The sequence below is a fragment of the Phormidium sp. FACHB-1136 genome (assembly GCF_014697375.1).
Taxonomy (GTDB): Bacteria; Cyanobacteriota; Cyanobacteriia; order Phormidesmidales; family Phormidesmidaceae; genus Nodosilinea.
The window spans coordinates 36,883-58,931 of the sequence record NZ_JACJRS010000028.1; the positions used below are offsets into that span (position 1 = coordinate 36,883).

The window sequence follows — 22,049 nt, forward strand, 5'->3', positions numbered from 1 at the left end:
AAGATACTCAAAGACAAAGATATCCCCCAACTAGCCGCTGATCCTTGGTTTGACCTATGTCAATTATTGAAACTAAGACCGAGCCCATGGTGATCAACCTGGGGCCGCACCATCCCTCCATGCACGGGGTGTTGCGTCTCATTGTCACCCTGGATGGTGAAGATGTAGTGGATTGCGAGCCTGTCATCGGCTACCTGCACCGAGGCATGGAGAAAATCGCCGAAAACCGCACGAACGTCATGTTTGTGCCCTACGTCAGCCGTTGGGACTATGCGGCGGGGATGTTTAACGAGGCGATCACCGTCAACGCCCCAGAAAAGCTAGCGGATATCGAAGTGCCCAAGCGGGCCAGCTACATCCGGGTGATCATGCTAGAGCTAAACCGCATCGCCAACCATCTGCTCTGGCTTGGCCCCTTCTTGGCGGATGTGGGTGCCCAAACCCCCTTCTTCTACATCTTCCGGGAACGGGAGATGATCTACGACCTGTGGGAAGCGGCCACGGGGATGCGCCTGATCAACAACAACTATTTCCGCATTGGCGGCGTGGCGGCAGACCTGCCCTACGGCTGGATCGATAAGTGCCTAGACTTCTGCGACTACTTCCTGCCCAAGGTAGACGAGTACGAGAAACTGATCACCAACAACCCCATCTTCCGTCGCCGCATCGAAGGCATCGGCACTATCACACGGGATGAAGCCATTGCCTGGGGGCTGTCTGGCCCCATGCTGCGCGGTTCTGGCGTCAAGTGGGATCTGCGCAAGGTAGACCACTACGAATGCTACGACGAACTCGACTGGGACATCCACTACGAAACCGCTGGCGACTGCATGGCCCGCTACCAGGTGCGGGTGCGAGAAATGCGCGAATCGGTGAAAATCATTCGCCAAGCCTGCAAGCAACTCCCCGGTGGCCCCTTCGAGAACCTAGAGGCCAAGCGCATCGCCGAAGGCCCCAAATCCGAATGGAACGGCTTTGACTACCAGTTCATCGGCAAAAAAATTGCCCCCACCTTCAAAATTCCCGCTGGCGAACACTATGTGCGCCTAGAAAGCGGCAAAGGCGAACTGGGCGTGTTCATCATGGGCGATGACAACGTCTTCCCCTGGCGGTTCAAAATCCGCGCCGCCGACTTCAACAACCTGCAAATTCTGCCCCACCTGCTGAAGGGCGTAAAGGTGGCCGACATCATGGCCATCCTGGGCAGCATCGACGTCATTATGGGGTCGGTGGATCGCTAGGGGCTTCAGTTGGCCCTCACCCTAAATCTCCGGAGCCCTCACCCTAAATCCCTCTCCCCGTGGGAGAGGGACTTTGAAAAATCCGGCCCCCCTCTCCCAACTTGGGAGAGGGGCTGGGGGTGAGGGCTCCGGCTCCCCGTGGGAGAGGGGCTGGGGGTGTAGCTTGCTTCCCGTAAGGGTGGGCTCCAGGAACGTTAGGCATTGGGTTGGGTTGGGTTGGGCACCTCGTGGAGAGGGCGAATTTTGGAGACACTGTATCAAGTCGGGGGTAGCCTGTCTGCCGATGCCTCGGTTTACGTGGTGCGGCAGGCGGATCGCGACCTCTACGAGACCCTGGATCGTGGTGAGTTTTGCTATGTCTTCAACGCCCGCCAGATGGGGAAATCTAGCCTGCGGGTGCGGGTGCAGCGACGGCTCGAACAGCAGGGGCATCGCTGTGTTTACCTGGATATGACCCAACTGGGCAGCGAGCAAGTCACCCACGACCAATGGTATCGGGGGGTGATGCTGGAACTGGTGTCTGGGCTGCGGCTGTTGGGCACCATCGATCTCAAGGCCCATTGGCAAACCTGGGCCGATCAGCCCCCGGTGCAGCAGTTGCGGCTGCTGATGGATGACATTCTGGCGCGGCTGCCCGATACTCGGCTGTTTATCCTGCTGGATGAGGTGGACAGTGTGCTGGGGCTGGATTTTCCAGTCAATGACTTTTTTGCCTTCATCCGGGCCTGCCACGAACAACGACCTAACCAAGCCGCCTATCACCGGGTGACCTGGGTGCTGTTTGGGGTGGCCACGCCGTCGGATTTGATTCAAGACCCCCAGCGCACCCCCTTCAACATTGGCCGTTCCATCGATGTGCAGGACTTCAGCCTTGAGGAGGCCGAGCCGCTGATGATGGGCTTTCAGCACCAAGTGGATCACCCCACCGCCCTCCTGAAGGCCATCTTCGACTGGACGGGGGGCCAGCCCTTCCTCACCCAAAAGCTCTGTCGGTTGGTGGCCCAGCTCAGTCATTCTGCCGCCGAGGATGATCTCAGCCTGCCGCCAGGAACGGAAGCCACCTGGGTGGAAACCCTGGTGCAGGAATATCTTTTAGATAACTGGGAAAGCCAGGACATTCCCGAACACCTGCGCACCATCCGCAACCGCCTGCTCTACCACGAACAGCGCGCGCCGCGTCTGCTGAGCCTATATCAACGGGTGATTACCCCAGGGGATCGGGTGGCTGTGGACGGTAGCCCAGAGCAAACGGAACTGCTGCTGTCGGGCCTAGTGACCAAGCATCAAGGACAGCTAATCACCAAAAACCGCATTTATCAGTCCGTCTTTTCCTTAGATTGGATTCAAACCCAACTGGATCACCTGCGGCCCTACTCCCAAGCCCTGAATGCCTGGGTGGCCTCTGGGGGCGATAGTGCTTGGCTGCTGCGGGGGCAGGCGCTTCAGGAGGTGCTGCGGTGGTCGCAACACCAAAGCCTCAGCGATTTGGACTACCGCTTTTTGGCCGCCAGCCAGGATCTCGACCGCCAGGAAACCATCTCCGCCATGGAAACCGCTCGCCTCAAGGCGGTGGAGGGGCGACTGGCGGCGGAATACCAGCGCAACCAAGTGCAACAGCGCAGTTTGCAACGGCAGCGGGGGCTGCTGGCGGGGATGGGCTTGGCCATGGTCACCGCTATCGGGCTGGGGCTGGTGGCCTGGGGGCAATATCGCCAAGCCTCCCTCAACGAGGCCCAATCCATCGTGCGTACGGCGGAAGCCCTGTTTGCCTCCGACCAAGACTTTGATGCCCTGATTGAAGCGATTCGGGGGCAACGGCGGCTCGAACGCTGGCATCGGGTACCCACGGCCTTGCAGGAACAGGCCAGGGCCATCCTGGAGCGGGTGGTGCTCAACATTCACCAGGTGAATCGCCTAGATGGCCACCAGGCCGCCGTGATGGCCGTAGACTTCAGCCCCGATGGCTCCCGGTTGGCCTCGGCGGGGGTGGACAAAACCGTCCGCCTCTGGGATCGCGATGGTACCCTGCTGATCACCCTCTCCGGCCCCCAGGCTAGCATTCGAGCCCTAAAATTTAGCCCCGATGGTCAATGGTTAGCGGCCTCCGGTGACGATGGCCATGTGTATGTGTGGAATCGGAATGGGGAACTGACCCAGACCCTAGCCACAGCCATCACGGGCATTTGGGGGGTAGACTTTAGCCCCGATAGCCAAACCCTGGCGGTGGCTGGATCCGCCAGCGAAATGCAAATTTGGCGGGTAGACAACGGCCAGCGGGTGAGGCGCATCACCACGGGGGGATCGCCGTCGGGGGTGCGGGTGCTGGACTATAGCCCCCAAGGCGATCTGATTGCCCTGGGCGGCAACGACGGCAGCATCACCCTCTTCGCCCCCAGCGGCGAACGTCGCCTGACGCTGCAACACGGCCAGGATCCGGTACATGGGTTGAGCTTCAGCCCCGACGGCAACCTGATCGTTAGCGGCAGCATCAACAAGAGCATTCGGATCTGGAATCGCGACGGGGAACTGCTGCGGGAAATTCTGCACCACAAAGCCTCCGTGGAGGATCTGGCCTTCAGCCCCGATGGCGAGACCTTTGTCTCCGCCAGCAACGATAAAACCCTAGCCCTCTGGAGCCGGGATGGGCATCTGCTCGAAACCTATCAGGGCCATCGAGCCATTGTGTGGGGAGCGGCCTATAGCCCCGATAGAAAGACCCTGGCATCGGCGGGGGCCGATAATACGGTGCGGCTGTGGCAGGCCCGCAGCAACCTTCAGGCGACCCTCAAGGGGCTACCCGTCACCGTTTACCTCAAGACGTTCTACGCCCACGATGGCCACACCCTAGTCACGGTGGGCACCGGATCGGGGTTGATTTTTATGTCAGATCAGGACTTGGCCTATCGCACGGTGGATGCCCAGCAGGTCACAACGACTAATTTGGCCCTCCACCCCACGGAGAATTGGGTGGCCTCGGTGGGGGAGAACGACACCCTCAAAGTGTGGGATATGGCGGGCCAACTGCGGCAGTCCTTTGTCCATTCTGAGGCCCCCATCCTAGGGGTGAGTTGGCACCCTAGCGGTCAAGCGTTAGTTTCCAGCAGCTCCTCCGGGCAGTTGTTTCGTTGGAGCGCCCAGGGAGACTTGATCCAGCGGTGGGATGCTCACCCCAGCCCCATCTGGGATGTGGTCTATCATCCCCAAGGCACCCAAATTGCCTCGGCAGGAAATGACGGCATCGTCACCCTGTGGCAACCCGATGGCACCAGGCTGCACGATCTTCGTCACGGTGCCGCCGTGTGGCGCGTAGCCTACAACCCCGATGGGAGCCTGATCGCCTCCAGTAGTGGCGACAACACTGCTAAAGTTTGGCGCAGTGGGGATGGATCCCTGGTAGCCACCCTAGTGGGCCATGAAGCCGCTGTATGGGGGATAGCCTTTAGCCCCCAGGGGAATTTGATCGCTACCAGCAGCGTGGACGAAACCGTCAGGCTTTGGAATTTAGAAGGCCGTTTGTTGTCTACCCTCAAGGGCCACACCTCCGGGGTTCGCACCGTGGCCTTTAGCCCCAATGGCCAAGTCCTCACCTCCATCGGCGACGATGGCAGCCTAGTGCATTGGAACCTCGATGACATTCTGGCCCTAGATCCCCTCACGGTCGCCTGCGCCTGGATCAGCGATTACCTTCGCACTAACCCCCAAGTGCCCCCATCCGACCGGGATCTTTGTCCCTAGATCCGGTCTCCCCATAAAACTTGTGTGAACCCCGTAGTTTTACCATTCTCCCGATCAGTAGAATTGCTATTCTGTGCGATGTGGCCGTCTGATGATCGAGTTCTTCCCTACCTAAGCCGAACCTCACCATGAAATTCACCTACATTGCCCTCGGTGCTTCCCTGCTGGCCAACCTGTGCGTGGCCCCAGCCTTTGCCGCCAGTCTCATCAACCCAACCCTGGGCGGCGCGAAGGACGTGATTCTCTACGACGCCAACGGCACCAACACCTTTGTCAACCCCAACGCCTCCCTCGCCAGCATCCTAACGGGGAACGCCAGCAGTCCGGGCGGTAATGTAGAACTCTTCGCCAGCAGCGAGCAACCGGGGGGCAACTTTAACACCCCTACTACCCTCAGTGGTACCCTCAATGGCACGGCCATGACCCTCAGTAGTCTTACCGCCACCGACTGGGACGGGTTTGGGCTGCAATGGTTTGGGCAGTTTTTGACCACGGGCCTCAATGCCCAGGGGCAAGCCGCCCGTGCCAACCTGGGGGATGCGGCCCTCTATGGTCAGTTTGTTCAGGCGGGGGGACGGCAGATCTTCAGTGACCCCAACCTCTCCTATGTCAACCAGGATGACACCACGGGAGAAGTGAGCATTGGTCTGGCGGGCCACTTCAATGCCTATAGCCAAGTGGCGGCTCGCATTCCCACCCTTGCGTCCCTGCTGCGTCCAGATTTCCAGGCCAGCGAAATTGTTAAGGTTCTTTACGGCGATGCCCCTGCTCAGTACCTCTGGAGCTTCAGCGCCACTCCCTCCGGGCTTACGGAGGTGAGCGATGGTATGTCCCACAGCGGTAACTATGAGGTGCGGTTCCAGGGCAGGTTGCCGGATCATCCCCCCGCATCGGTGCCCGAACCTGCCACGGTGCTGGGGCTCGTGATCGTGGGTGGGCTGCTGGCTATCAAGGGTAAGGGGAACCGAAACATCGGCTAGATTCAGCTAGATAACGGCGGATCGGGTTAGTCGCGGGCGCTGTAGCCTTGGATGGCCTCTGGGCGAAAGCGACGCAGGATGGGGGTAGCTTGGCGAATCAAGGCTTCGGAACCACGCACCACGACCAGAAATTTCCCAGCAGACAAACTGTTCCGGTAGGACAGGGCATCGCCACCGCCCACCGCCAAACCGACCCCACCGCCGATAAAAAACGCCCCCATCGCCCCAGAGCCCGCCCCCAGCAGGCCACCGATCATCTGGTTGCCGAGACGGCCTGTCCAGGCGAAGGTATCCAACCCGGTGATGATGTTGAACACAAACCCAGCCCCAAAGCCAAAGGGCACCAGCCACAGCATCATCAACCGAATTTGCTTCCACGCTTGGTCGGCGGGGTCAATCAGGCCGTACTCATCGGCGGATTTAAACCCTCGGCCCAAAATATCCATACTGTCCTTGGGCACCTTGGCCTCCTCCAGGGCGGCGTAGGCTTCCTCCGCCTTCAGACGGTTTTCGAGTACGGCAACGAGATAGTTCATCGCAACGGTCAACCCAGCGCTAGAGTCCTGTGTTTTACCTTACGGCATTTACTTGCGCTTAGGACATGGCGGTCAGCCTAGGGCATGGCTCCGCGCAGGATAGCGGCCCCATCGGTAAACTCTAGACCATCTAAAGTAAGGCCCGTTTGGGGCAGGGTAACGCTGAGGGTTTGGCTAATTTGGTCGGCACTCATCCCCGTGGCTCGCTCAATGTCGGCCAAGGTGAGGTTGATGCGTCCCACCTGAACCTGGGTATCGTCGCCCAGCATCAGCCGCCCGTTTTCCACCCTAGGACTGCCCTCAATGCCCACATAGAGGGAATTGTTGCCCAATAGGTTGGCCATCCCTAGGGCGCGTTGGGCCTGGGGCGGTAAACTTTCGGTGGGTAAATTCGCCGGGTTGAGGGTAATGCCGCTGCGGACTCGCTGGCCTTGGATGGTGGTGCTCATGCCCTGGGCTGATTGCAGCACCGATTGCGCTTCGGGCACCTGGGCAAGACCATCGAGGATGAGTTGGTTGACCTCTGGTTCCGATAGAGTGATGGCGACGCGGTTGTTGCCTTCGTAGCGCACCCCTTCGCCACTGGCCAGCTTTTGGGCAATTACGGCCTCAGCGTTGGCATTGGGCCGATGGGTCGCCAAAACCCCAGGGGTTGCCTCGGCGATTTCAACGGCAGGGGGTAAGGCCGTGGCTTGCATCCAATAGTAAGCGGCTCCGGCTCCAGCCCCCGCCGCCAACCCCACCAAAATGACCGTGCCAACAATTAAAACAGGCTTGACTTTCATAGGTTCCGCGCCGCTTCTACATCCAAGTCAACGCCTATGGTAGCGAATCCATTCTCAACCTGGCCCAGGCGAAGGACAGCCGCCCAACCGCCCCCGTCCCTAGCCATCGGATTGTCGGGAACCACCCGCCGCGATATTTGGCCGGATTCGGTGGCAATGGCACAATGGAAGCGCCCCCCGATAGCATTCTCTATGTCTACCCTTTGGCCCTACGCCACCCCCGGCATCCCCGATGCCCTATTTGAGCAGTTGCCCGGTATTCCCCTCAGTAGTCGGGAGGTGCGGCTGTTGTTGTTGGGCTATCTGCGGCTGCGGCCCACGGATGTGCTGTGGGACATTGGCGCAGGCACGGGCACCCTGGCCATTGAGGCGGCACTGATGTGTCGTTCCGGTCAGGTGGTGGCGGTGGAACGGGACGAGGACGTCGCGGATTTAATCCGACGCAACTGCCAGCGGTTTGATCTATCCAACGTCACCGTGGTGCAGGGCAGCGCCCCAGAAATTTTGGCCACCCTCTCCCCCAGCCCTAACTGCATTTTTGTGGAGGGGGGCCGATCCCTCAAAACCATTCTGCAATCCGCCTGGGACTACCTACCCTCCGGCGGACGGCTCGTGGTCACCGTGGGCAACCTAGAAGGACTCTACAGCGTTTCCGAAACCTTCGCCCACCTCCAAGTGCGCAACATTGAAGCCGCCCAACCCGCCGTCAACCGCCTGGAAGTGAAGGGCAACCACCAAGTTTTTACCGCCGTAGACCCCATCTTTATCCTCAGCGGTGAGAAGGTTTAGCACAACTCCCGACGTTTGAATGTCGAGTCTAGGGAGATTCTATCGGGGCCATTTCGTGGGGCAGATGGCCCTGCCAGCGGTTGAGGGGCACGCAGTCGATGTCGATCTGATCGAGGGCGCGGGCGACGACAAAATCTACCAAGTCCTCAATGCTTTGGGGACGATGATACCAGGCGGGAATGGCGGGGACGATGCGGGCTCCGGCTTCGGCCAGGGTGGTTAGGTTCCGTAGATGGATGAGGCTGAAGGGGGTTTCGCGGGGCACGATCACCAGTTTGCGGCCTTCTTTAAGCTGCACATCGGCGGCCCGTTCCAGTAGGTCAGAACTCATCCCTGCTGCCAGTCTGGCCACGGTGCTCATGCTGCACGGAATCACCACCATGCCCGCCGCCCGAAGGGATCCGCTGGCGATGGACGCGCCCACATCCCCCCAAGGGTGGCACCTGATCGTGCCTGCGGTCTCGACTCCGGCCTGCTGCCGCCAAAACTGGGCCTGCCGTTCGGGGTCAACGGGCATGGTGATGCCTTCCTCGGCCTGCCACACCATCTGACAGGCTTTGGAGGCCACCACATCCACCACACCCCCCGCCGCTAGGACATGCTTGAGGGTGCGGACGGCGTAGATGAGTCCAGAGGCTCCCGTAATGCCGACAATCAGCGGTCGGGGCGGGGGCGGGGGCATAGGATGCGTGGCCACGACCTATTCGCTCTCGTCGCTGTTGAGGTCGGTGCCAGCGGTTTCAGGGGTGTCCTCGTCGTAGGTGGGGTTTTCCTCGTCGTCGGGCATTTGGCTACCGCCACCCACGGCCACCAGGTCAATCTGCTGGCGGTAGTAATCGACGCTCTTCACCTGCACATCCACCTTGTCGCCGAGGCGGTATTGCTGGCGATTTTTGCGGCCCACCAGTTTTTGTTGACGGGCGCGGTACTCGTACCAGTCGTCCTTGAGGGAGCTGACATGCACCAGCCCTTCCACCAGCAGTTCTTCAATTTCCACAAAGAAGCCGTAGGACTGTACCCCCGTAATCAACCCGTGGAACACTTCCCCGGTGTGGGAGCGCATGAATTCAGCCTTTTTCAACCCTTCTAGGTCAGATTCGGCTTCCTGGGCCAGTCGTTCCCGCTCGGTGAGGTGGATGGCCAGACGGGGCAGGTCGTCCTCTAGCTCGTGCTGAATTTCGGGGGGGAGGACGTTCCAGCTAATTTGGCCGTGGCAGGAACTATGGTGCAAATCCACGCCGTCCTTAGATCGGGTGGAGCGACGGTCGCGGCCCGACTCAAACACCGCATGGAGAATGCGATGCACCATCAGGTCGGCATAGCGGCGAGAGGGGGAGGTGAAATGGGTATAGCCCTCGGCCAAACCCAGGCCAAAGTGTTGGGCCGAGTGGGTGCTGTAGAAGGCGGGCTGGATGGTTTCGAGCAGCAGGTAGGTGAGGATTTTCTCGGCACTGGAGGCGGCGAACTGTTCCACAAACCGCTGGTAGTCCTTGGGCTGGGGCGCGTCCTCGGATTCCAGGGTGAGCTGGATGTCCATGTTTTCTACCAGCTTAGTCAGCTCTTGTACGTCGCTGGGGTCGGGAGCGCGGTGTAGCCGATAGATGGCCGGAACGCCCAGAGCCACCAAATGCTGCGCCACCAGTTGATTGGTCAGCAGCATACATTCGGTGACAATTTGTCGAGCCGAACCACCCACCGACACCACCATCACCCCCAGTAGCCCCTCATCGTCGTACTGGAATTTGGGGGAGCGATAGTGGGCGAGGGGTTCTTCGGCATCGGCGGGGAAGTCGTATTCCGGCAGGTTCAGCTCAAAGGAACCGCGATGGAGCCGTTGCCGCTTGATGGCTTGGCTGAGGTAGAGCAGATTGTCCAGCAGGTCGTAGATGGGGGAAAGTTTTTTAAGCTCCTTGGCCTCTACTCCCAGGCTGCTCAGCAGATCGGGATTATCCCGCTCTAGCACCGCCTGAGCCGCTTGGTAGGTAACGTGGTGGTTGACGTTGATCACGGCGGGCCGAATTTCGTACTCCAGTACGTTTCCGGTGTCATCAAGGGTGACCAGCACTGATAGGGCCAGCCGATCCTTGCCCACCTCCAGGGAACCCAGCGGCCCCGATAGCGGTGGCGGCAGCATGGGAATCACCGTATCACCCAAATACACTGAGGTACCCCGCTTAGCCGCCTCTTGGTCGATGGCGGAATGGGCCGGGACGTAGTGGGTAATGTCAGAAATGTGAACCCCTAGCCGCCAGTGACCCGCCTCAGTTCTTTCTAGGGTGAGGGCGTCGTCCACCACGGATACATTGGGGCCATCGATGGTGAGGGTGAGCAGATCCCGTAGATCCAGGCGATCCTTCAGGTGGGTTTTACCGAGGCGTAGGGGTAGGGCTTCCGTTTCGGCTAGCACCCGGTCGGAAAACTGGCGGGGCAGGTCATGTTTGCAGTGGACGATATCCAGGTCTGAGGCGGCTTCGGCATTGCTGCCTAAAATTTGCGCCACCCGCCCCTGGGGAGGGTTTTGACCGAGGGGATAGCGCACAATTTCCACATGGGCTAGTTGATCCACGGCCTCTTGCAGATCGCCGCCATGAGCCAGGAGGGACAGTTCAAACAACAGCCGATCATCCAGGGGCACCGCTCGGTAGTCGTTTTCTTCTTGCTTGACCCGAGCTAGCACCGAGGCATTGGCCCGTTCTAAAATCAGCCGCACCTCGCCTTCGGGGCTACGCCGTCCCACCCCTTCCTTGGTCACGCGCACCAGGACCCGGTCACCGTTCCAGGCATTATTGAGGTGGCTTTCGCGCACATAGATATCCTCTGCGCCCTCTTCATCTTGAATCGCAAAGCAGAAGCCCTTGCTAGAACAGCGCAGTTTTCCTTCCACCACCCCTTCTTCCGGGCTACGGCGATACTTCCCGCGCTCTTTGACCAACACCCCAATGCGCTCTAGGGCATCCACGGCGATCTGTAGGTCGCGCTGGCTGGTGTCGGTGGTGCAGTGCAGCTTCTTTTCGAGGTTTTTCAGGGTGAGGGTTTTGTCTTTGCCAAAACTCGCGAGTAATGCCGCAATCGAAAATTCCATGTAGCGACTCATTCCTAAGGATTATTCGTGTCTGACTCGTGCCTGATTCGTGCCGGGTTGTCCGTTGCGAGGTTGGGTCGTAACGCCTGGGTGTGTCGCCCAGCCTCCGCAAAGGAGATCGTCAATTCAGGGGCTGACCGGGAACAAAACTGGATGGGAGGCCCACCGCCAGCCCTGAATCGAATGGTTTGACCGTGACCTGAATGGAGTCGAAACGGTCAAAGGTCGTGGCCTGCCGAATCCTTCAACGGGATCAGCAAAGCACATCCTTTACAGTCTCTCAATAAATGGGACGCTGTCAAACTTTTTTGTCAATACTGCGTTCCGGTTTGCCCGGTGATGGCTGGTTAGACGAACGGTTTGCCCGACCGATCATCAAGGGTTCATGTACCTAGGTTCGCTCCCCAGTGACGATATAGGCCACTCGCTTGCCCACATTCGTGGCATGGTCGGCAATGCGTTCCATGTAGCGAATGGCCAGCACCAGCAGCACCGTGGGCTCCACGGATCCGGTGAGGTTGGTTTGATGGGCGAGCAGATCGTAGAGTTCATCGTAGTCGTCGTCTACGGCGTCGTCCTTTTGTTTAATCTCTAGGCCAGCGGTGGCGTCTAGGTCAGAAAGGGCCAAGAGGCTCATGGCAACCATGGAACGGCAGCGATCCAGCATGGTCTGCACCCGGCCCATTAAGGGATGAACTGGGTAAGGAAACAGCTTAATGGCCACATCGCCCAGATCCTTGGCGTAGTCCCCAATGCGTTCGAGGTCGCGCACCATTTGAATAAAGGCACCCACCCGTCGCAGATCCCCATCGGCGGAGGTGGGTAGGGTGAAGAGGTGCATACAGTCCACCTCAATTTGGCGGTAGAAGCGATCCACCTGCTTGTCTTGGCTCCGTAATCGTTGGGCCGCCTCTAGATTGCGATCACAGAGAGCCTCCCGCGCCAGCACACAGGAATTTTCGACGAGGGCACCCATGCGCAATAAATCTCGCTGCACCCGTAGGAGTTGTCGCTCAAACTCGCTACGAATGGGGGGCGTTGTGCTGACCGCCATCGACGGCGTTAACCACGGATCCGCATCCTGCACCAATATCCTCTCCCTGGGGTTATCCTAGCCGGAGATCGCGCTGGGTGGCGATGCCTAGCCCGTCTCAAAAACTATAGCTTTTCTGGGCAAACCACTGGGTCTACCTTGGAACAAGGTTTAGTTAGCTTAGCGTTAAATTCCCTTAAAATTTCGTCATCTTTAGCGAACATTGCCATCCTCACCATCACGCCCGAAGCCTGCCCAAATCGTCACTCTAGGGCCATTTCCAGGAGCTAGCCCCCGGCGTAGTCCTCCCATCCGAATCATTCCCCAAACCATCCACCGACCGTTAAGCTGTGTAACAGTTGCCGCCCTCTCTAGCCTAGAACAGGCCGACTTAGTTAACAATCAGGTCTAGACAAGTCTGTCATCCATCGTTCACCCCGTTTTTGAGGAATTGTTCTATGTCAGATACTCAGGTTTTTATCGCCCTGGCCCTGGCCCTAATTCCCGGCGTGCTGGCTTTCCGGCTGTCCACCGAACTCTATAAGTAGGCTGTCCACCAAACCGGACGCCTAGGCGCTGGAAAACGGTCTGATTCAGTTGAGCCTGATTCAGACCTGCTTTGGCTTTTATCAACCTACCCCGCGTCACCATCACGAAGCCCCTGATTCCCATTGCATCAGGGGCTTGTTTGTTGATCTCTAGATCCCGGTTCACCACCCTAGAGGTGTGAGGAAGGGGGTTAGCAGCCTAGAAGGGGAGTTTTTTCTTGTTGGCCTTATCGCGGTCGTAGTCCAGTTCCTTCAGCTTTTTCATAATCCGGCTGAAGTATTCCTGCATGTAGTCTTCCAGGGTGCTGATTTCCTCTGGATTGATGCCAAAGGCGCTGTAGGTCTCCTCCATGGGGGCATCCAGGGGCTGAGAGCCGGAGACCACTTCCACAAAAGCTAGACGATCCGCGAAATTCCAGCCCCACTGGAAGAAGTAGGCCACCTTGCGAATGACCCGCAGCAGGTCAAGGGAAATGCGGGACACCTTGGAACTCTGGCCGCACTTGCGCTCACAGAGGCGGATGATTTCGTAGGCCCCCCAGGCGCGAGGCCCAGCCAGAGGGAAGGTGCGGTTAACGGTGGCGGGAGTGGTGAGCGCCTTCACCGCAAATTTGGCGATGTCTTGGGTGTCCATATAAGCGGTGGGGGCCGCTTCGCCCATCACCCAAATGGATTGCTTTTCCAAAATGGGAATAGCGTATTGACCAATGAGACCCTGAAGGAAGCCGCAGGGTTGCAGAATCGTGTAGTCGAGGCCAGATTCGGCCAGAAATTTCTCGGTGCAGCGCTTCACGTTCATCAGGGGAACGTGGGGGAATTTCTCAGAATTGAGAATGGAAATGAAGATAAACCGCTTTACGCCAGCGGCCTGGGTGGCTTGGATCAGGTTGACTTTGCCCTGCCAGTCTACGGTTTGCACGGATTCTGAGGGGCGGGCCGTGGCGGCATCGATCACCGCATCTACCCCCTCTAGGGCTGGGGGCAGGGTGTCGGGCTGGGTGAGATTGCCCCGCACCAGTTCCACGCCCCACTCCCGCAAAAAGCCCGCCCGTTGGGCGCTTCTGGCCATACAGCGCACCTCGTGCCCTTCGTCCAACGCACGGCGAACGATTTGCCTGCCTAGGGTGCCAGTCGCGCCAACAACGAGTACTTTCATGGGGGAATGATACAAAAGTTAACTTGTTCTAAGAATATCAGATGGATTCCCCCGCGTAGGTCATCGGCAAGAAATCTACTCTTCGCCGCCCTGGATCCGCAGCATCAGGAAGCCCGCCCCCAGCCCCACCAGGGTTAAGGTAAAGATGAGGATAGAGGTGCTAAAAATTTCGCCGCCCATTTTAGAGATCTCCTTACAACAGCAGATAACGTGATAAACCGATCCGTTGCGGACTGTCCCCAAAGGACACATCCCTAGACCGCCCCTATTTTAGACCCTTTGGTGACGCCCCCGATGCCCTACCCCACTCCCCTGTCTCCCCCGTTCGCCGCCGAGGCTCTGCCCCCAATCCCTCGTCCCCGCCTAGCCATTCCCCTGGGCGATCCCGCTGGCATTGGCCCAGAGGTGGTATTGAAGGCGCTGGCGACGAAGGATTGGTCGGATCAGGCGGAGATCACCCTGTTGGGCAGTGCGGCCCTTGTGGAGAAGACCTTGGTTCACTTGAGGCGTCAGGCGGGGGATCAGCCCTGGCCCAAACTGGATCAGATAACGCTGGTGGAGGTGCCGTCTTCTCTTTCCGAGCACGAGCTCACCTGGGGGCAGGAGAGTGCCGCCACCGGATCCGCCAGTTTCGCCTACCTGCAAGCGGCCATTGCCGCCACGGTGGCGGGTCAATTTGAGGCCATTGTCACCGCGCCCATTGCTAAATCGGCCTGGAAAGCGGCGAGCCATAACTACCCTGGCCAAACGGAACTCTTGGCGGAAGGGGCCGGAACCCAAGACTTCGCGATGGCCTTTGTGGCCCGATCTCCCCACACAGGCTGGTCTCTGCGAACGATGCTGGTCACGACCCACATTCCCCTTCATCAAGTCCCCCAGGCGTTGAACCCGGCCCTGATGACCCAAAAGTTGGATTTGCTGATTCGCAGCCTGCGCCAGGATTTTGGCATTGCCGAACCCCGGATTGCCATCGCTGGATTGAACCCCCACAGCGGCGAAGGGGGCCAACTGGGCCACGAAGAACAGGACTGGCTAATTCCCTGGATGGAAACCCAGCGCCAACGCTATCCCCAGGTGCGTATTGATGGCCCCACGCCGCCGGATACCCTGTGGGTGCGGCCTGGACAAGCTTGGTTTGGCACCAAGCCCCGTGCCATTGAATCCGCCCACGATGCCTATCTGGCCCTATACCATGACCAAGGGTTGATTCCGGTGAAACTGATGGCCTTTGACCGAGCGGTGAACACCACCCTGGGTCTGCCCTTTATCCGCACCTCCCCCGACCACGGTACCGCCTTCGACATTGCCGGACAAGGGATCGCCGACCCCAGTAGTATGATTGCCGCCATCGACCTCGCCATTGAATTGGCCCAGGTGCGGTTAGGGTAAGCTGCTAGGGCAAGCTGCGCCGACCTCAGGAACCCGTGAATAACAATTTCGTCACAGACCCGCAGAGTAGCCCTCACCCAAAATTACAGCATTTGTTAATGGCACGGGGCAGCAATTAAGGGGACAATAACCCAAACTTAACCAACCAACTTCAAAAAAATATCAGTAAACTGAGATACGGAATCCAAAGATTCTTATCGAAGCTTATCGTTTTACGCTTGCGCTTCTATTGCCCCCTGATTACAGGATTTCCCTATGCTTCAGTCCCTCCATTACTCCATCGACATCATTCGCGACGAAGCCCGACACTTGGTGCAAAAGGGCTTGGTGGGTCGTCAGCAGCCCATCTACACCCTCTGCCGCCACATCCCCGCCCGTGAATGGGTGCTGGTGGAGACCGAACTCGAATCCTCCGGCTTTCTCCTGCGGGATCGAGTCGCCGACCTGATGGGCCGCGAAGACTGGGAAAACGACTAGGCCCATCCACGTAGGTGCCTTACTTCGAGAAAGCACCCTACGCCTAAACCCACCCCCTAAAACAAACTCAATTGGGCCGAGGCAGCGGATACCTCGGCTTCTTGCTTTAAACAAACGTCCCAGGGCAGATCGGGCAAATCCACCCCAGCCTGTTGCAAGCGGTGGTACATGGCCTGGGCCACCCTGGGCGATTTCACCTCCTGGGGGCAGTGGGCAAAAAAGTAAACCTTGGTGCCAGCGGCCAGCCATTGGGCGATTCGGGGCGTCCATTCCGCCAGGTAGGGATCGTTCAGGTCAAAGCTGGGGTGGCTGATGTAGCGAATGATCGTAAACGGGGCCGTGACCACGGGCTGAAGGGGCACCTGGGGTTTGCGCCGCTCGGAACCCAGTTGGGGGTCTTCGTCGGCATTCTCCAACCCGTTGTAGATTGGGCGCGTATCCAACAGCACCCGACCCACGCCCAACTCTGTCAGCACTTGGTTCAAACGGTTGGCGATGGGTGCCGCGAACCACTCTAAATGGCGCACCTCTACGGCAATAGGATACCGCTGCCGGGGCCACTGGGTTAAGAAATCGCGCAGATCGGCTCCCTGGGCAGGGCGGTAGGTAGGTGGCAGTTGCAGAAACACCGGGCCAAGGCGATCCCCCAGGGGTGACAGGGTTTCCATAAACCTCTGGGCCGCGTCTAGGTGGGGTAATAGCTTGCCTTGGTGGGAAAACACCTTGGGTAACTTAGGACAAAACCGAAAGCCGGGGGGCATCGTATCGGCCCAGCGTTCGATGGTTCTGGCATCGGGCATCGAGTAAAACGTGGTGTTGCCCTCCACGGTGGTCATCCGCTCTCCATACAGGCGCAAAAAATCCCCGGCCTTACTGCCTTGGGGATAGAACTCGCCCATCCAATCCTTAAACGCCCAAACGGCGCAGCCTGTGAAATAGCGATTACCCATAGGCCGACCCAACCCGAATCAAAACCAACGATGACCACCCCGAAAGACCGTAGGGGGGTGGTCTCCTCACCCAGTTATCGGGGGTAAGCCAGCCGGATTGGGTGTAACGCTCCACGGATGCCCCTAGCCTAATAGGCAGAACGCAAATCTCCCCGTTCGTTGCGGGCGCGTTCCTTGGCCTTGGCGGCACTTTTTTTGAGGGCTTCGAGGCGCTTGATGTAGCGATCTCGCTGGCGCTTTTTGGGGGTTTGCTCAATCAGGGTTTTGAGGGCGCTACCGAGGCTCTTGTAGGCGTTGGGCAGGGTATAGCCAAAGCGGGTGGCAATGGCGATGGCCCGTTCGTCAGCGTCGATGCTTTCTTGTAGGGTCTTTTGGTTGTTGTTGCGCTTATACAGCCGCCAGCCGGAAAAGCCACACAGCCCCAGGGCCAGCATCAGCAACAGCCCATCCTGCACCCATAGTTCCCCCACGGCCCCACCCAGACCAATAGCCAGGGCCGCCATTTCCCAGCCATCGCGGGGAATGGTGTCGTTTTGGATGCGGCCTACTTCGTGCCAGAACATCAGGTTGCGCTGATCGAGGGCCAGTTGCTCCCATTTCACTAGGTCGATTTGGACTTCAACCTGGTCTTTGCCCAGCTCTTCGCAGGTGATCAGCGGTGGGCTCACATCAATAGCCGACTCCACCGTCACCCAGCTCTGGAGTTCTGGGGGCAGCAAGCTTCGTAACCGTCGCAGCTCGCCCATGTCGGCGCGGGCAGTGGAAGTGGCGTAGGAGGTCATGGATGTCAGTGTTGGGTAAAACAACCGGGGGCTAAGGGCCGCAGTCTCGCAGGCTGGGCCACATGCTTCTATATTAATCTCCGCTTTGTCGATCCGACCTCGGCCTTCGCCGTAGGGGCAACCGAACCTGCGAGATAGAGTCATCCCTATAAATCCTACCTCAAGCTCTTTTCGTCAAGGGGTAGATGAGCATTTAGACTTGTTTTCTCGGCTTTACCCTGGCCCATCGCCGAGGGGTGAGTTTGTAACGGTGTGTGAACATTAAGCTGCATGAACGACGGGGCCAGAATTGGCTAGGCCATGACCGAATGTGTTACCAGTAGGGATACTGGCGGAATGCCTGTGCTGCTTGACTGAAGCACTTTTCGGCCAATTGTTAAAACGTGAATTTAAACCGCTTTAAACCCTTTGAGTTCATGCCAGTTGCTTCTTACTGCTTGCCTAGCCGCCAGGATTTACAAGCCGTTCAGCCCTTTGTTAACGAATGTTTAGGGCGAGTGGCCCAAGGGCAGGGGCCGCAGGTGGCCAGCCTCAGCTTCGCCATCCCCGCCATTGACCCGCTGTTGGCCCTAGCGCCCTTGGCCCATCGCCAGGGCTATCACCTGTATTTAGAGCAAGCTGCAACCCAGGAGGCGGTGGTGGCCTTTGGGCAGGCGGTGATGGGGCAGTTTGCCGGGAGTGATCGGTTTGTCGCCACCCAGCGGTTTATCGAAACCTGGCAGCAAAACCTGCACTGCTATCAAGATTCAGATTTGGCGGGGGTGGCCCTTGCGCCCCGGTTTTTCTGTAACTTTAGCTTTTTCTCCCAGCCGCCCCAGGGCCAGTTGGATTTTCCGGCAGCGATGGTGGTGCTGCCCCAGTGGCAGATTGTGCGCCGGGGCCGTCTCCATGCCCTCACCGTGAACCTGGTGCTGACCGCCGAGACCACCCTGGCCAGCGTGCTCAAAATCCTGGAGGATTGCCTTGCCACGGTCAAAGCCCTGCCCTACCGCTACCCTAACCCCAACGCCTCCCCCCGCTTCCTGGGGCTGGGGGAACTGACCACCTGGCCCGATGCCCAGGCCAGCCACCATTTTCAGGATTCCGTGGCCCAGGCCCTCCGCCACCTGGATCGGCAGGTGCAGAAAATCGTCTTAGCCCACGCCTTTGATATGGTGCGCGAGACGCCCTTTCAGGTGTTGCCCTCCCTGGCCAAACTGCGCCAGCGCTACCCCGACTGCTACGTGTTTGCCGTGGGCAATGGGCGAGGGACGACCTTCATGGGAGCCAGCCCCGAACGGCTGCTGAGCATTACCCAGGGCCAGTTGCTCACCGATGCCCTGGCCGGGTCTGCCCCCCGTGGTCGCAGCGCCCAGGAGGATCGGCAGTTGGCCCTGCAACTGTTGCACAGCCCCAAGGAGCAGGGAGAACACCAGCTTGTGGTCAAGTTTCTCCATCAGCAGTTGCGCGGCTTAGGGCTGGAGCCCCACCATCCCACCCGCCCCACCCTGCTGCGGTTGTCCAACATTCAACACCTACACACCCCCATCCAGGCCGGGATGGCTGGCCCCATCCACCCGCTGCATTTGGTGGAAGCCCTGCACCCCACCCCCGCCGTGGCCGGAGTGCCCACCGCCGCCGCCTGTGAGCACATCCACCGCTACGAACGCTTTGACCGAGGGCTCTATGCCGCGCCCCTGGGTTGGGTGGGGGCGAATGGGGACAGCGAGTTTATCGTCGGGATTCGCTCGGCGCTGATTAACGGCAACTGGGCCAGACTGTACGCCGGGGCTGGTATTGTGGCAGGATCTGACCCGGCACGGGAATGGGCGGAAATTACCCTCAAATCCCGTGCCCTGGGCGAGTCCCTGGTGTAGTGCGCGGCCTCCATGACCTTTGATTTTCGCAATACCAATACCCTGTGGGCCTCAGTGCTGGTGGGCACCCTGGCCCGATTGGGCCTGTCCACGGCGGTGATCTCCCCCGGCTCCCGCTCCACACCCTTCACCGTCGCCTTCGCCAGCCATGCCCAGATCGAGGCGATTCCCGTCCTGGATGAACGCTCCGCTGCCTTCTTCGCCCTCGGCATCGCCAAACGCACCGGGAATCCCGTCGCCCTGGTCTGCACCTCCGGTACCGCTGGGGCCAACTATTTCCCGGCCATCATCGAAGCCAGGGAAAGCCAGGTGCCCCTCCTAGTCTTCACCGCCGACCGCCCCCCCGAACTGCGGGACTGCGCCTCCGGCCAAACCATCGACCAACAGAAATTGTTTGGCGACTTTCCCAATGCCTACACCGAACTGGCCATCCCAGCGGCGGATCTCACCCTCCTGCGCTACCTGCGCCAAACCCTCGTGCAGGCATGGCGACAAGCCCTCTCTCCCACCCCCGGCCCCGTCCACCTGAACTGTCCCTTTCGCGATCCCCTAGCGCCTGTGAATGATGGTTCGGTGGATGTGTTGCGAGAGGTTTTGAATCAGGACTTTTGGATGGGGTTAGTGCCGAGTGGCCTGGATGGCCCTCACCCCCTCAGTCCCCCTCTCCCAGAGGACGAGGGGGAGGCCGGAATGGCTGAGTCTTCAGTTACAGGTAAGCCTCATTCAACGACCTCCAACTCCCCTCTCCCCGTGGGAGAGGGGCCGGGGGTGAGGGCGTCTAACTCCCCTCTCCCCATGGGAGAGGGGCCGGGGGTGAGGGTCTTTTCAACTTGGCAAGCCTGTGAACGTGGCCTCATCATTGCTGGCCCTGCTCAGCCTGTAGACCCTGAGAGCTACTGTCACGCCGTCGCTAACCTAGCCCAGAGCCTTCAGTGGCCCGTGTTGGCGGAAACCCTGTCCCCCCTGCGCCACGCCGCCAAGCAAAATCCTTACTTAGTGACGACCTACGACGCCATTTTGCGCCAGGAGGCTTGGGCGGCGGATTTGCGGCCTAGTCAGGTAATTCAGCTTGGGCCGTTGCCGACGAGTAAGGTACTGCGCCAGTGGCTAGAGCGCCATAATCCTCACCGCTGGGTGATTGCTCCCTCCCACCGCAACCTCGACCCGTTGCATGGGATGACGACCCATCTCCCGCTGACGGTGGCGGATCTGGCGGCAAACCTGACCGCAAATTTGCCGGAGAAGGGGGCGAATTTTGAACCAACATCTGATTCATCTAGCCCTAACGCGGCCTACGGGGATCTATGGCTGTCCCTAGACCGCAAGGTGCGACAACACCTGGATCAATCCCTAGGGGAAATGGCGGATCTCTTTGAAGGCAAAGTTCCCTGGCTGATGGGTCGCCACTTGCCCCAGGGCACGGCGGTGGTGATCGCCAACAGTATGCCCATCCGCGATGCAGAGTGGTTTTGGCCGCCGAACCAGCGCTACCTGCGGATTTTCTGCAACCGAGGGGCCAACGGCATCGACGGTACCCTTTCCACCGCCCTCGGCATCGCCCATCGCGGCGTGCCCACCCTTCTGCTGACGGGAGACTTGGCCCTGCTCCACGACACCAACGGCTGGCTGAACCTGCCTCGACTGCAAGGGCATTTGACCGTGGTACTGATTAACAACCAGGGCGGCGGCATTTTTGAAATGCTGCCCATTTCCCAGTTTGAGCCCCCCTTTGAGGACTTTTTTGCCACCCCTCAAACCGTAAACTGGAACCACCTCTGCGCCGCCTACGGGGTCAACTACGAGCGGATTAACACCTGGAAACAGTTACAGTCTCGCCTAGGGTTCTTGCCGTCCCATGGGGTGCGCGTTCTAGAGGTGTTTTGCGACCGCAAATTATCGACCCAAATTCGTCAAGCCCTGCTGCAAGGTCTGATTGGCTAGGCTCAAGGGTTGGGGCGCACCGCTGTGCGCTCGTATAGGAGATCTAGCTGCCCAGTTTGAAGGCTTCCACGATCAGGGCGTAGGTGCCGCCGAGTTTGATGCTGTTGAGGCAGTCAATCCATAGGGGCTTGGGCACTTTGCGCACCAGGGCCGGATCGCGCCAGCGGCGGCTGTAGACGAGCCAGCTAATCACCTCGGCCCCCAGTACCAAAATCAGCGACACCGTGACATCCTGAATCGCCGCCTGTCCGGCAATGGCAGAGAGGGCCACCGCTGCAAAGTAGCCCCCCAATAGGCTAATAATTACCAAGGAAACCCGCCGCCAGGGGTTAATCAACCACAGGCTAAGCTGGTCTCCCAACTCATCAAACAACAGGCTGAGGCGAGTACGTTGCATGGGCGACAGCAGAACTCGGTGAAATTGGGCAAGACGCAGGCAGAACAGGCACTAGACCCGATGACCTATTCTAGAGTAGAGCGTCTGGTTGGTATTCTCCCCAGCACCCCGGTCAGCCGTGAAGATCCAGGCTGCACTCAGCATAGCCCACAGCTTCTACGTAAAAGGTTTGTCGCCCAACGATATCGAGCAGGCTACTCACTCATGAGGGGGAAGCGCTCCGGGTGTTGGATGATGTTAGGGGAAAGATCGATGTTCCCGTGAACAACACTCCGGACAGATTTAGGAGGCTGTGATCCCAGTCTATGCGGCGATAACCCCGTAGTTCAGGAGGGTCTGGTAGTTGGGATGGGATTGAATCAAAGTTGGCTC

19 protein-coding genes are annotated in these 22,049 nt (G+C 59.2%); 9 read left to right on the plus strand and 10 right to left on the minus strand.

The genetic code is table 11. The features are described from left to right. The first annotated feature begins 56 nt into the window (after positions 1–56). The 3 genes from H6G62_RS10660 to H6G62_RS10670 all read left to right on the plus strand — a co-directional run bounded on the left by H6G62_RS10660 (position 57) and on the right by H6G62_RS10670 (position 5,956). Positions 57–1,241: an NAD(P)H-quinone oxidoreductase subunit H gene (locus H6G62_RS10660; RefSeq protein WP_190494888.1), complete on the plus strand. Its 1,185-nt coding sequence runs from the start codon at positions 57–59 to the stop codon at positions 1,239–1,241. Positions 1,242–1,484: 243 nt separating this feature from the next. Then, positions 1,485–4,976 carry an AAA-like domain-containing protein gene (locus H6G62_RS10665; protein WP_190494890.1) on the plus strand — a complete coding sequence of 1,164 codons (3,492 nt, stop codon included), beginning with the start codon at positions 1,485–1,487 and terminating at the stop codon, positions 4,974–4,976. 128 nt (positions 4,977–5,104) lie between these two features. Continuing rightward, on the plus strand, positions 5,105–5,956 hold the full coding sequence (locus H6G62_RS10670; protein WP_190494892.1) for an NF038130 family PEP-CTERM protein: 852 nt from the start codon (positions 5,105–5,107) through the stop codon (positions 5,954–5,956). A 26-nt stretch (positions 5,957–5,982) separates the two neighbouring features. On the opposite strand, the gene H6G62_RS10675 is transcribed toward H6G62_RS10670, so the two are convergent. Together H6G62_RS10675 and H6G62_RS10680 are read right to left on the minus strand one after the other, a co-directional pair. Continuing rightward, positions 5,983–6,492 (minus strand): hypothetical protein, encoded by a 510-nt coding sequence (locus H6G62_RS10675; protein ID WP_190494899.1) that lies wholly within the window; start codon positions 6,490–6,492, stop codon positions 5,983–5,985. A gap of 77 nt (positions 6,493–6,569) precedes the next feature. Then, positions 6,570–7,277: a hypothetical protein gene (locus tag H6G62_RS10680; RefSeq protein WP_190494900.1), complete on the minus strand. Its 708-nt coding sequence runs from the start codon at positions 7,275–7,277 to the stop codon at positions 6,570–6,572. Between the two features lie 192 nt (positions 7,278–7,469). On the opposite strand from H6G62_RS10680, the gene cbiT reads away from it, so the two are divergent. Next, complete coding sequence (gene cbiT / locus H6G62_RS10685) at positions 7,470–8,066, plus strand: precorrin-6Y C5,15-methyltransferase subunit CbiT (protein ID WP_190494902.1); 597 nt, start codon at positions 7,470–7,472, stop codon at positions 8,064–8,066. 28 nt (positions 8,067–8,094) lie between these two features. Here cbiT and H6G62_RS10690 read toward each other — a convergent pair whose 3' ends face one another. From H6G62_RS10690 to phoU, 3 genes are all read right to left on the minus strand, one after another. Further along, positions 8,095–8,748 carry a flavin prenyltransferase UbiX gene (locus H6G62_RS10690; RefSeq protein WP_190494931.1) on the minus strand — a complete coding sequence of 218 codons (654 nt, stop codon included), beginning with the start codon at positions 8,746–8,748 and terminating at the stop codon, positions 8,095–8,097. A gap of 18 nt (positions 8,749–8,766) precedes the next feature. Beyond that, positions 8,767–11,148, minus strand: a complete 2,382-nt coding sequence (locus H6G62_RS10695) for a ribonuclease R family protein (protein ID WP_190494903.1) — start codon at positions 11,146–11,148, stop codon at positions 8,767–8,769. A gap of 391 nt (positions 11,149–11,539) precedes the next feature. Then, entirely contained in the window at positions 11,540–12,235 is a 696-nt protein-coding gene (phoU, locus tag H6G62_RS10700) for a phosphate signaling complex protein PhoU (protein ID WP_347239334.1), read from the minus strand. 404 nt (positions 12,236–12,639) lie between these two features. Here phoU and psaM point away from each other — a divergent pair, with 404 nt between their 5' ends. Continuing rightward, positions 12,640–12,729 (plus strand): photosystem I reaction center subunit XII, encoded by a 90-nt coding sequence (psaM, locus tag H6G62_RS10705; protein ID WP_190494905.1) that lies wholly within the window; start codon positions 12,640–12,642, stop codon positions 12,727–12,729. A gap of 199 nt (positions 12,730–12,928) precedes the next feature. Here the strand turns inward: psaM and H6G62_RS10710 are convergent, their stop codons facing one another. Further along, positions 12,929–13,885 carry an SDR family oxidoreductase gene (locus tag H6G62_RS10710; RefSeq protein ID WP_190494906.1) on the minus strand — a complete coding sequence of 319 codons (957 nt, stop codon included), beginning with the start codon at positions 13,883–13,885 and terminating at the stop codon, positions 12,929–12,931. Positions 13,886–13,960: 75 nt separating this feature from the next. Next, positions 13,961–14,065 (minus strand): PetM family cytochrome b6-f complex subunit 7, encoded by a 105-nt coding sequence (locus tag H6G62_RS10715; protein ID WP_190494908.1) that lies wholly within the window; start codon positions 14,063–14,065, stop codon positions 13,961–13,963. Between the two features lie 114 nt (positions 14,066–14,179). Here H6G62_RS10715 and pdxA point away from each other — a divergent pair, with 114 nt between their 5' ends. Together pdxA and H6G62_RS10725 are read left to right on the plus strand one after the other, a co-directional pair. Next, positions 14,180–15,274, plus strand: coding sequence for a 4-hydroxythreonine-4-phosphate dehydrogenase PdxA (gene pdxA, locus H6G62_RS10720; RefSeq protein WP_190494910.1), 1,095 nt, complete (start codon positions 14,180–14,182; stop codon positions 15,272–15,274). Between the two features lie 255 nt (positions 15,275–15,529). Continuing rightward, complete coding sequence (locus tag H6G62_RS10725; RefSeq protein ID WP_190494912.1) at positions 15,530–15,751, plus strand: DUF4327 family protein; 222 nt, start codon at positions 15,530–15,532, stop codon at positions 15,749–15,751. Positions 15,752–15,807: 56 nt separating this feature from the next. Here H6G62_RS10725 and H6G62_RS10730 read toward each other — a convergent pair whose 3' ends face one another. Next, entirely contained in the window at positions 15,808–16,701 is an 894-nt protein-coding gene (locus H6G62_RS10730; protein WP_190494913.1) for a DUF72 domain-containing protein, read from the minus strand. Positions 16,702–16,829: 128 nt separating this feature from the next. Continuing rightward, entirely contained in the window at positions 16,830–17,483 is a 654-nt protein-coding gene (locus tag H6G62_RS10735) for a DUF3318 domain-containing protein (protein WP_190494915.1), read from the minus strand. Between the two features lie 416 nt (positions 17,484–17,899). On the opposite strand from H6G62_RS10735, the gene H6G62_RS10740 reads away from it, so the two are divergent. Both H6G62_RS10740 and menD read left to right on the plus strand, forming a co-directional pair. Next, complete coding sequence (locus H6G62_RS10740; RefSeq protein ID WP_190494917.1) at positions 17,900–19,339, plus strand: isochorismate synthase; 1,440 nt, start codon at positions 17,900–17,902, stop codon at positions 19,337–19,339. 12 nt (positions 19,340–19,351) lie between these two features. Continuing rightward, positions 19,352–21,280, plus strand: coding sequence for a 2-succinyl-5-enolpyruvyl-6-hydroxy-3-cyclohexene-1-carboxylic-acid synthase (gene menD / locus H6G62_RS10745; protein ID WP_190494919.1), 1,929 nt, complete (start codon positions 19,352–19,354; stop codon positions 21,278–21,280). Between the two features lie 43 nt (positions 21,281–21,323). Here menD and H6G62_RS10750 read toward each other — a convergent pair whose 3' ends face one another. Beyond that, positions 21,324–21,677 carry a DUF565 domain-containing protein gene (locus tag H6G62_RS10750; RefSeq protein ID WP_190494921.1) on the minus strand — a complete coding sequence of 118 codons (354 nt, stop codon included), beginning with the start codon at positions 21,675–21,677 and terminating at the stop codon, positions 21,324–21,326. Between the last annotated feature and the right edge of the window lie 372 nt (positions 21,678–22,049).

Bases quoted from the DNA above. Each gene is read 5' to 3' on its own strand.
- H6G62_RS10660 (WP_190494888.1), top strand. From the start codon at position 57: ATGTCAATTATTGAAACTAAGACCGAGCCCATGGTGATCAACCTGGGG.
- H6G62_RS10670 (WP_190494892.1), top strand. From the start codon at position 5,105: ATGAAATTCACCTACATTGCCCTCGGTGCTTCCCTGCTGGCCAACCTG.
- H6G62_RS10675 (WP_190494899.1), bottom strand. From the start codon at position 6,492: ATGAACTATCTCGTTGCCGTACTCGAAAACCGTCTGAAGGCGGAGGAA.
- H6G62_RS10680 (WP_190494900.1), bottom strand. From the start codon at position 7,277: ATGAAAGTCAAGCCTGTTTTAATTGTTGGCACGGTCATTTTGGTGGGG.
- cbiT (WP_190494902.1), top strand. From the start codon at position 7,470: ATGTCTACCCTTTGGCCCTACGCCACCCCCGGCATCCCCGATGCCCTA.
- H6G62_RS10690 (WP_190494931.1), bottom strand. From the start codon at position 8,748: ATGCCCCCGCCCCCGCCCCGACCGCTGATTGTCGGCATTACGGGAGCC.
- H6G62_RS10695 (WP_190494903.1), bottom strand. From the start codon at position 11,148: ATGGAATTTTCGATTGCGGCATTACTCGCGAGTTTTGGCAAAGACAAA.
- psaM (WP_190494905.1), top strand. From the start codon at position 12,640: ATGTCAGATACTCAGGTTTTTATCGCCCTGGCCCTGGCCCTAATTCCC.
- H6G62_RS10710 (WP_190494906.1), bottom strand. From the start codon at position 13,885: ATGAAAGTACTCGTTGTTGGCGCGACTGGCACCCTAGGCAGGCAAATC.
- H6G62_RS10715 (WP_190494908.1), bottom strand. From the start codon at position 14,065: ATGGGCGGCGAAATTTTTAGCACCTCTATCCTCATCTTTACCTTAACC.
- pdxA (WP_190494910.1), top strand. From the start codon at position 14,180: ATGCCCTACCCCACTCCCCTGTCTCCCCCGTTCGCCGCCGAGGCTCTG.
- H6G62_RS10725 (WP_190494912.1), top strand. From the start codon at position 15,530: ATGCTTCAGTCCCTCCATTACTCCATCGACATCATTCGCGACGAAGCC.
- H6G62_RS10730 (WP_190494913.1), bottom strand. From the start codon at position 16,701: ATGGGTAATCGCTATTTCACAGGCTGCGCCGTTTGGGCGTTTAAGGAT.
- H6G62_RS10735 (WP_190494915.1), bottom strand. From the start codon at position 17,483: ATGACCTCCTACGCCACTTCCACTGCCCGCGCCGACATGGGCGAGCTG.
- H6G62_RS10740 (WP_190494917.1), top strand. From the start codon at position 17,900: ATGCCAGTTGCTTCTTACTGCTTGCCTAGCCGCCAGGATTTACAAGCC.
- menD (WP_190494919.1), top strand. From the start codon at position 19,352: ATGACCTTTGATTTTCGCAATACCAATACCCTGTGGGCCTCAGTGCTG.
- H6G62_RS10750 (WP_190494921.1), bottom strand. From the start codon at position 21,677: ATGCAACGTACTCGCCTCAGCCTGTTGTTTGATGAGTTGGGAGACCAG.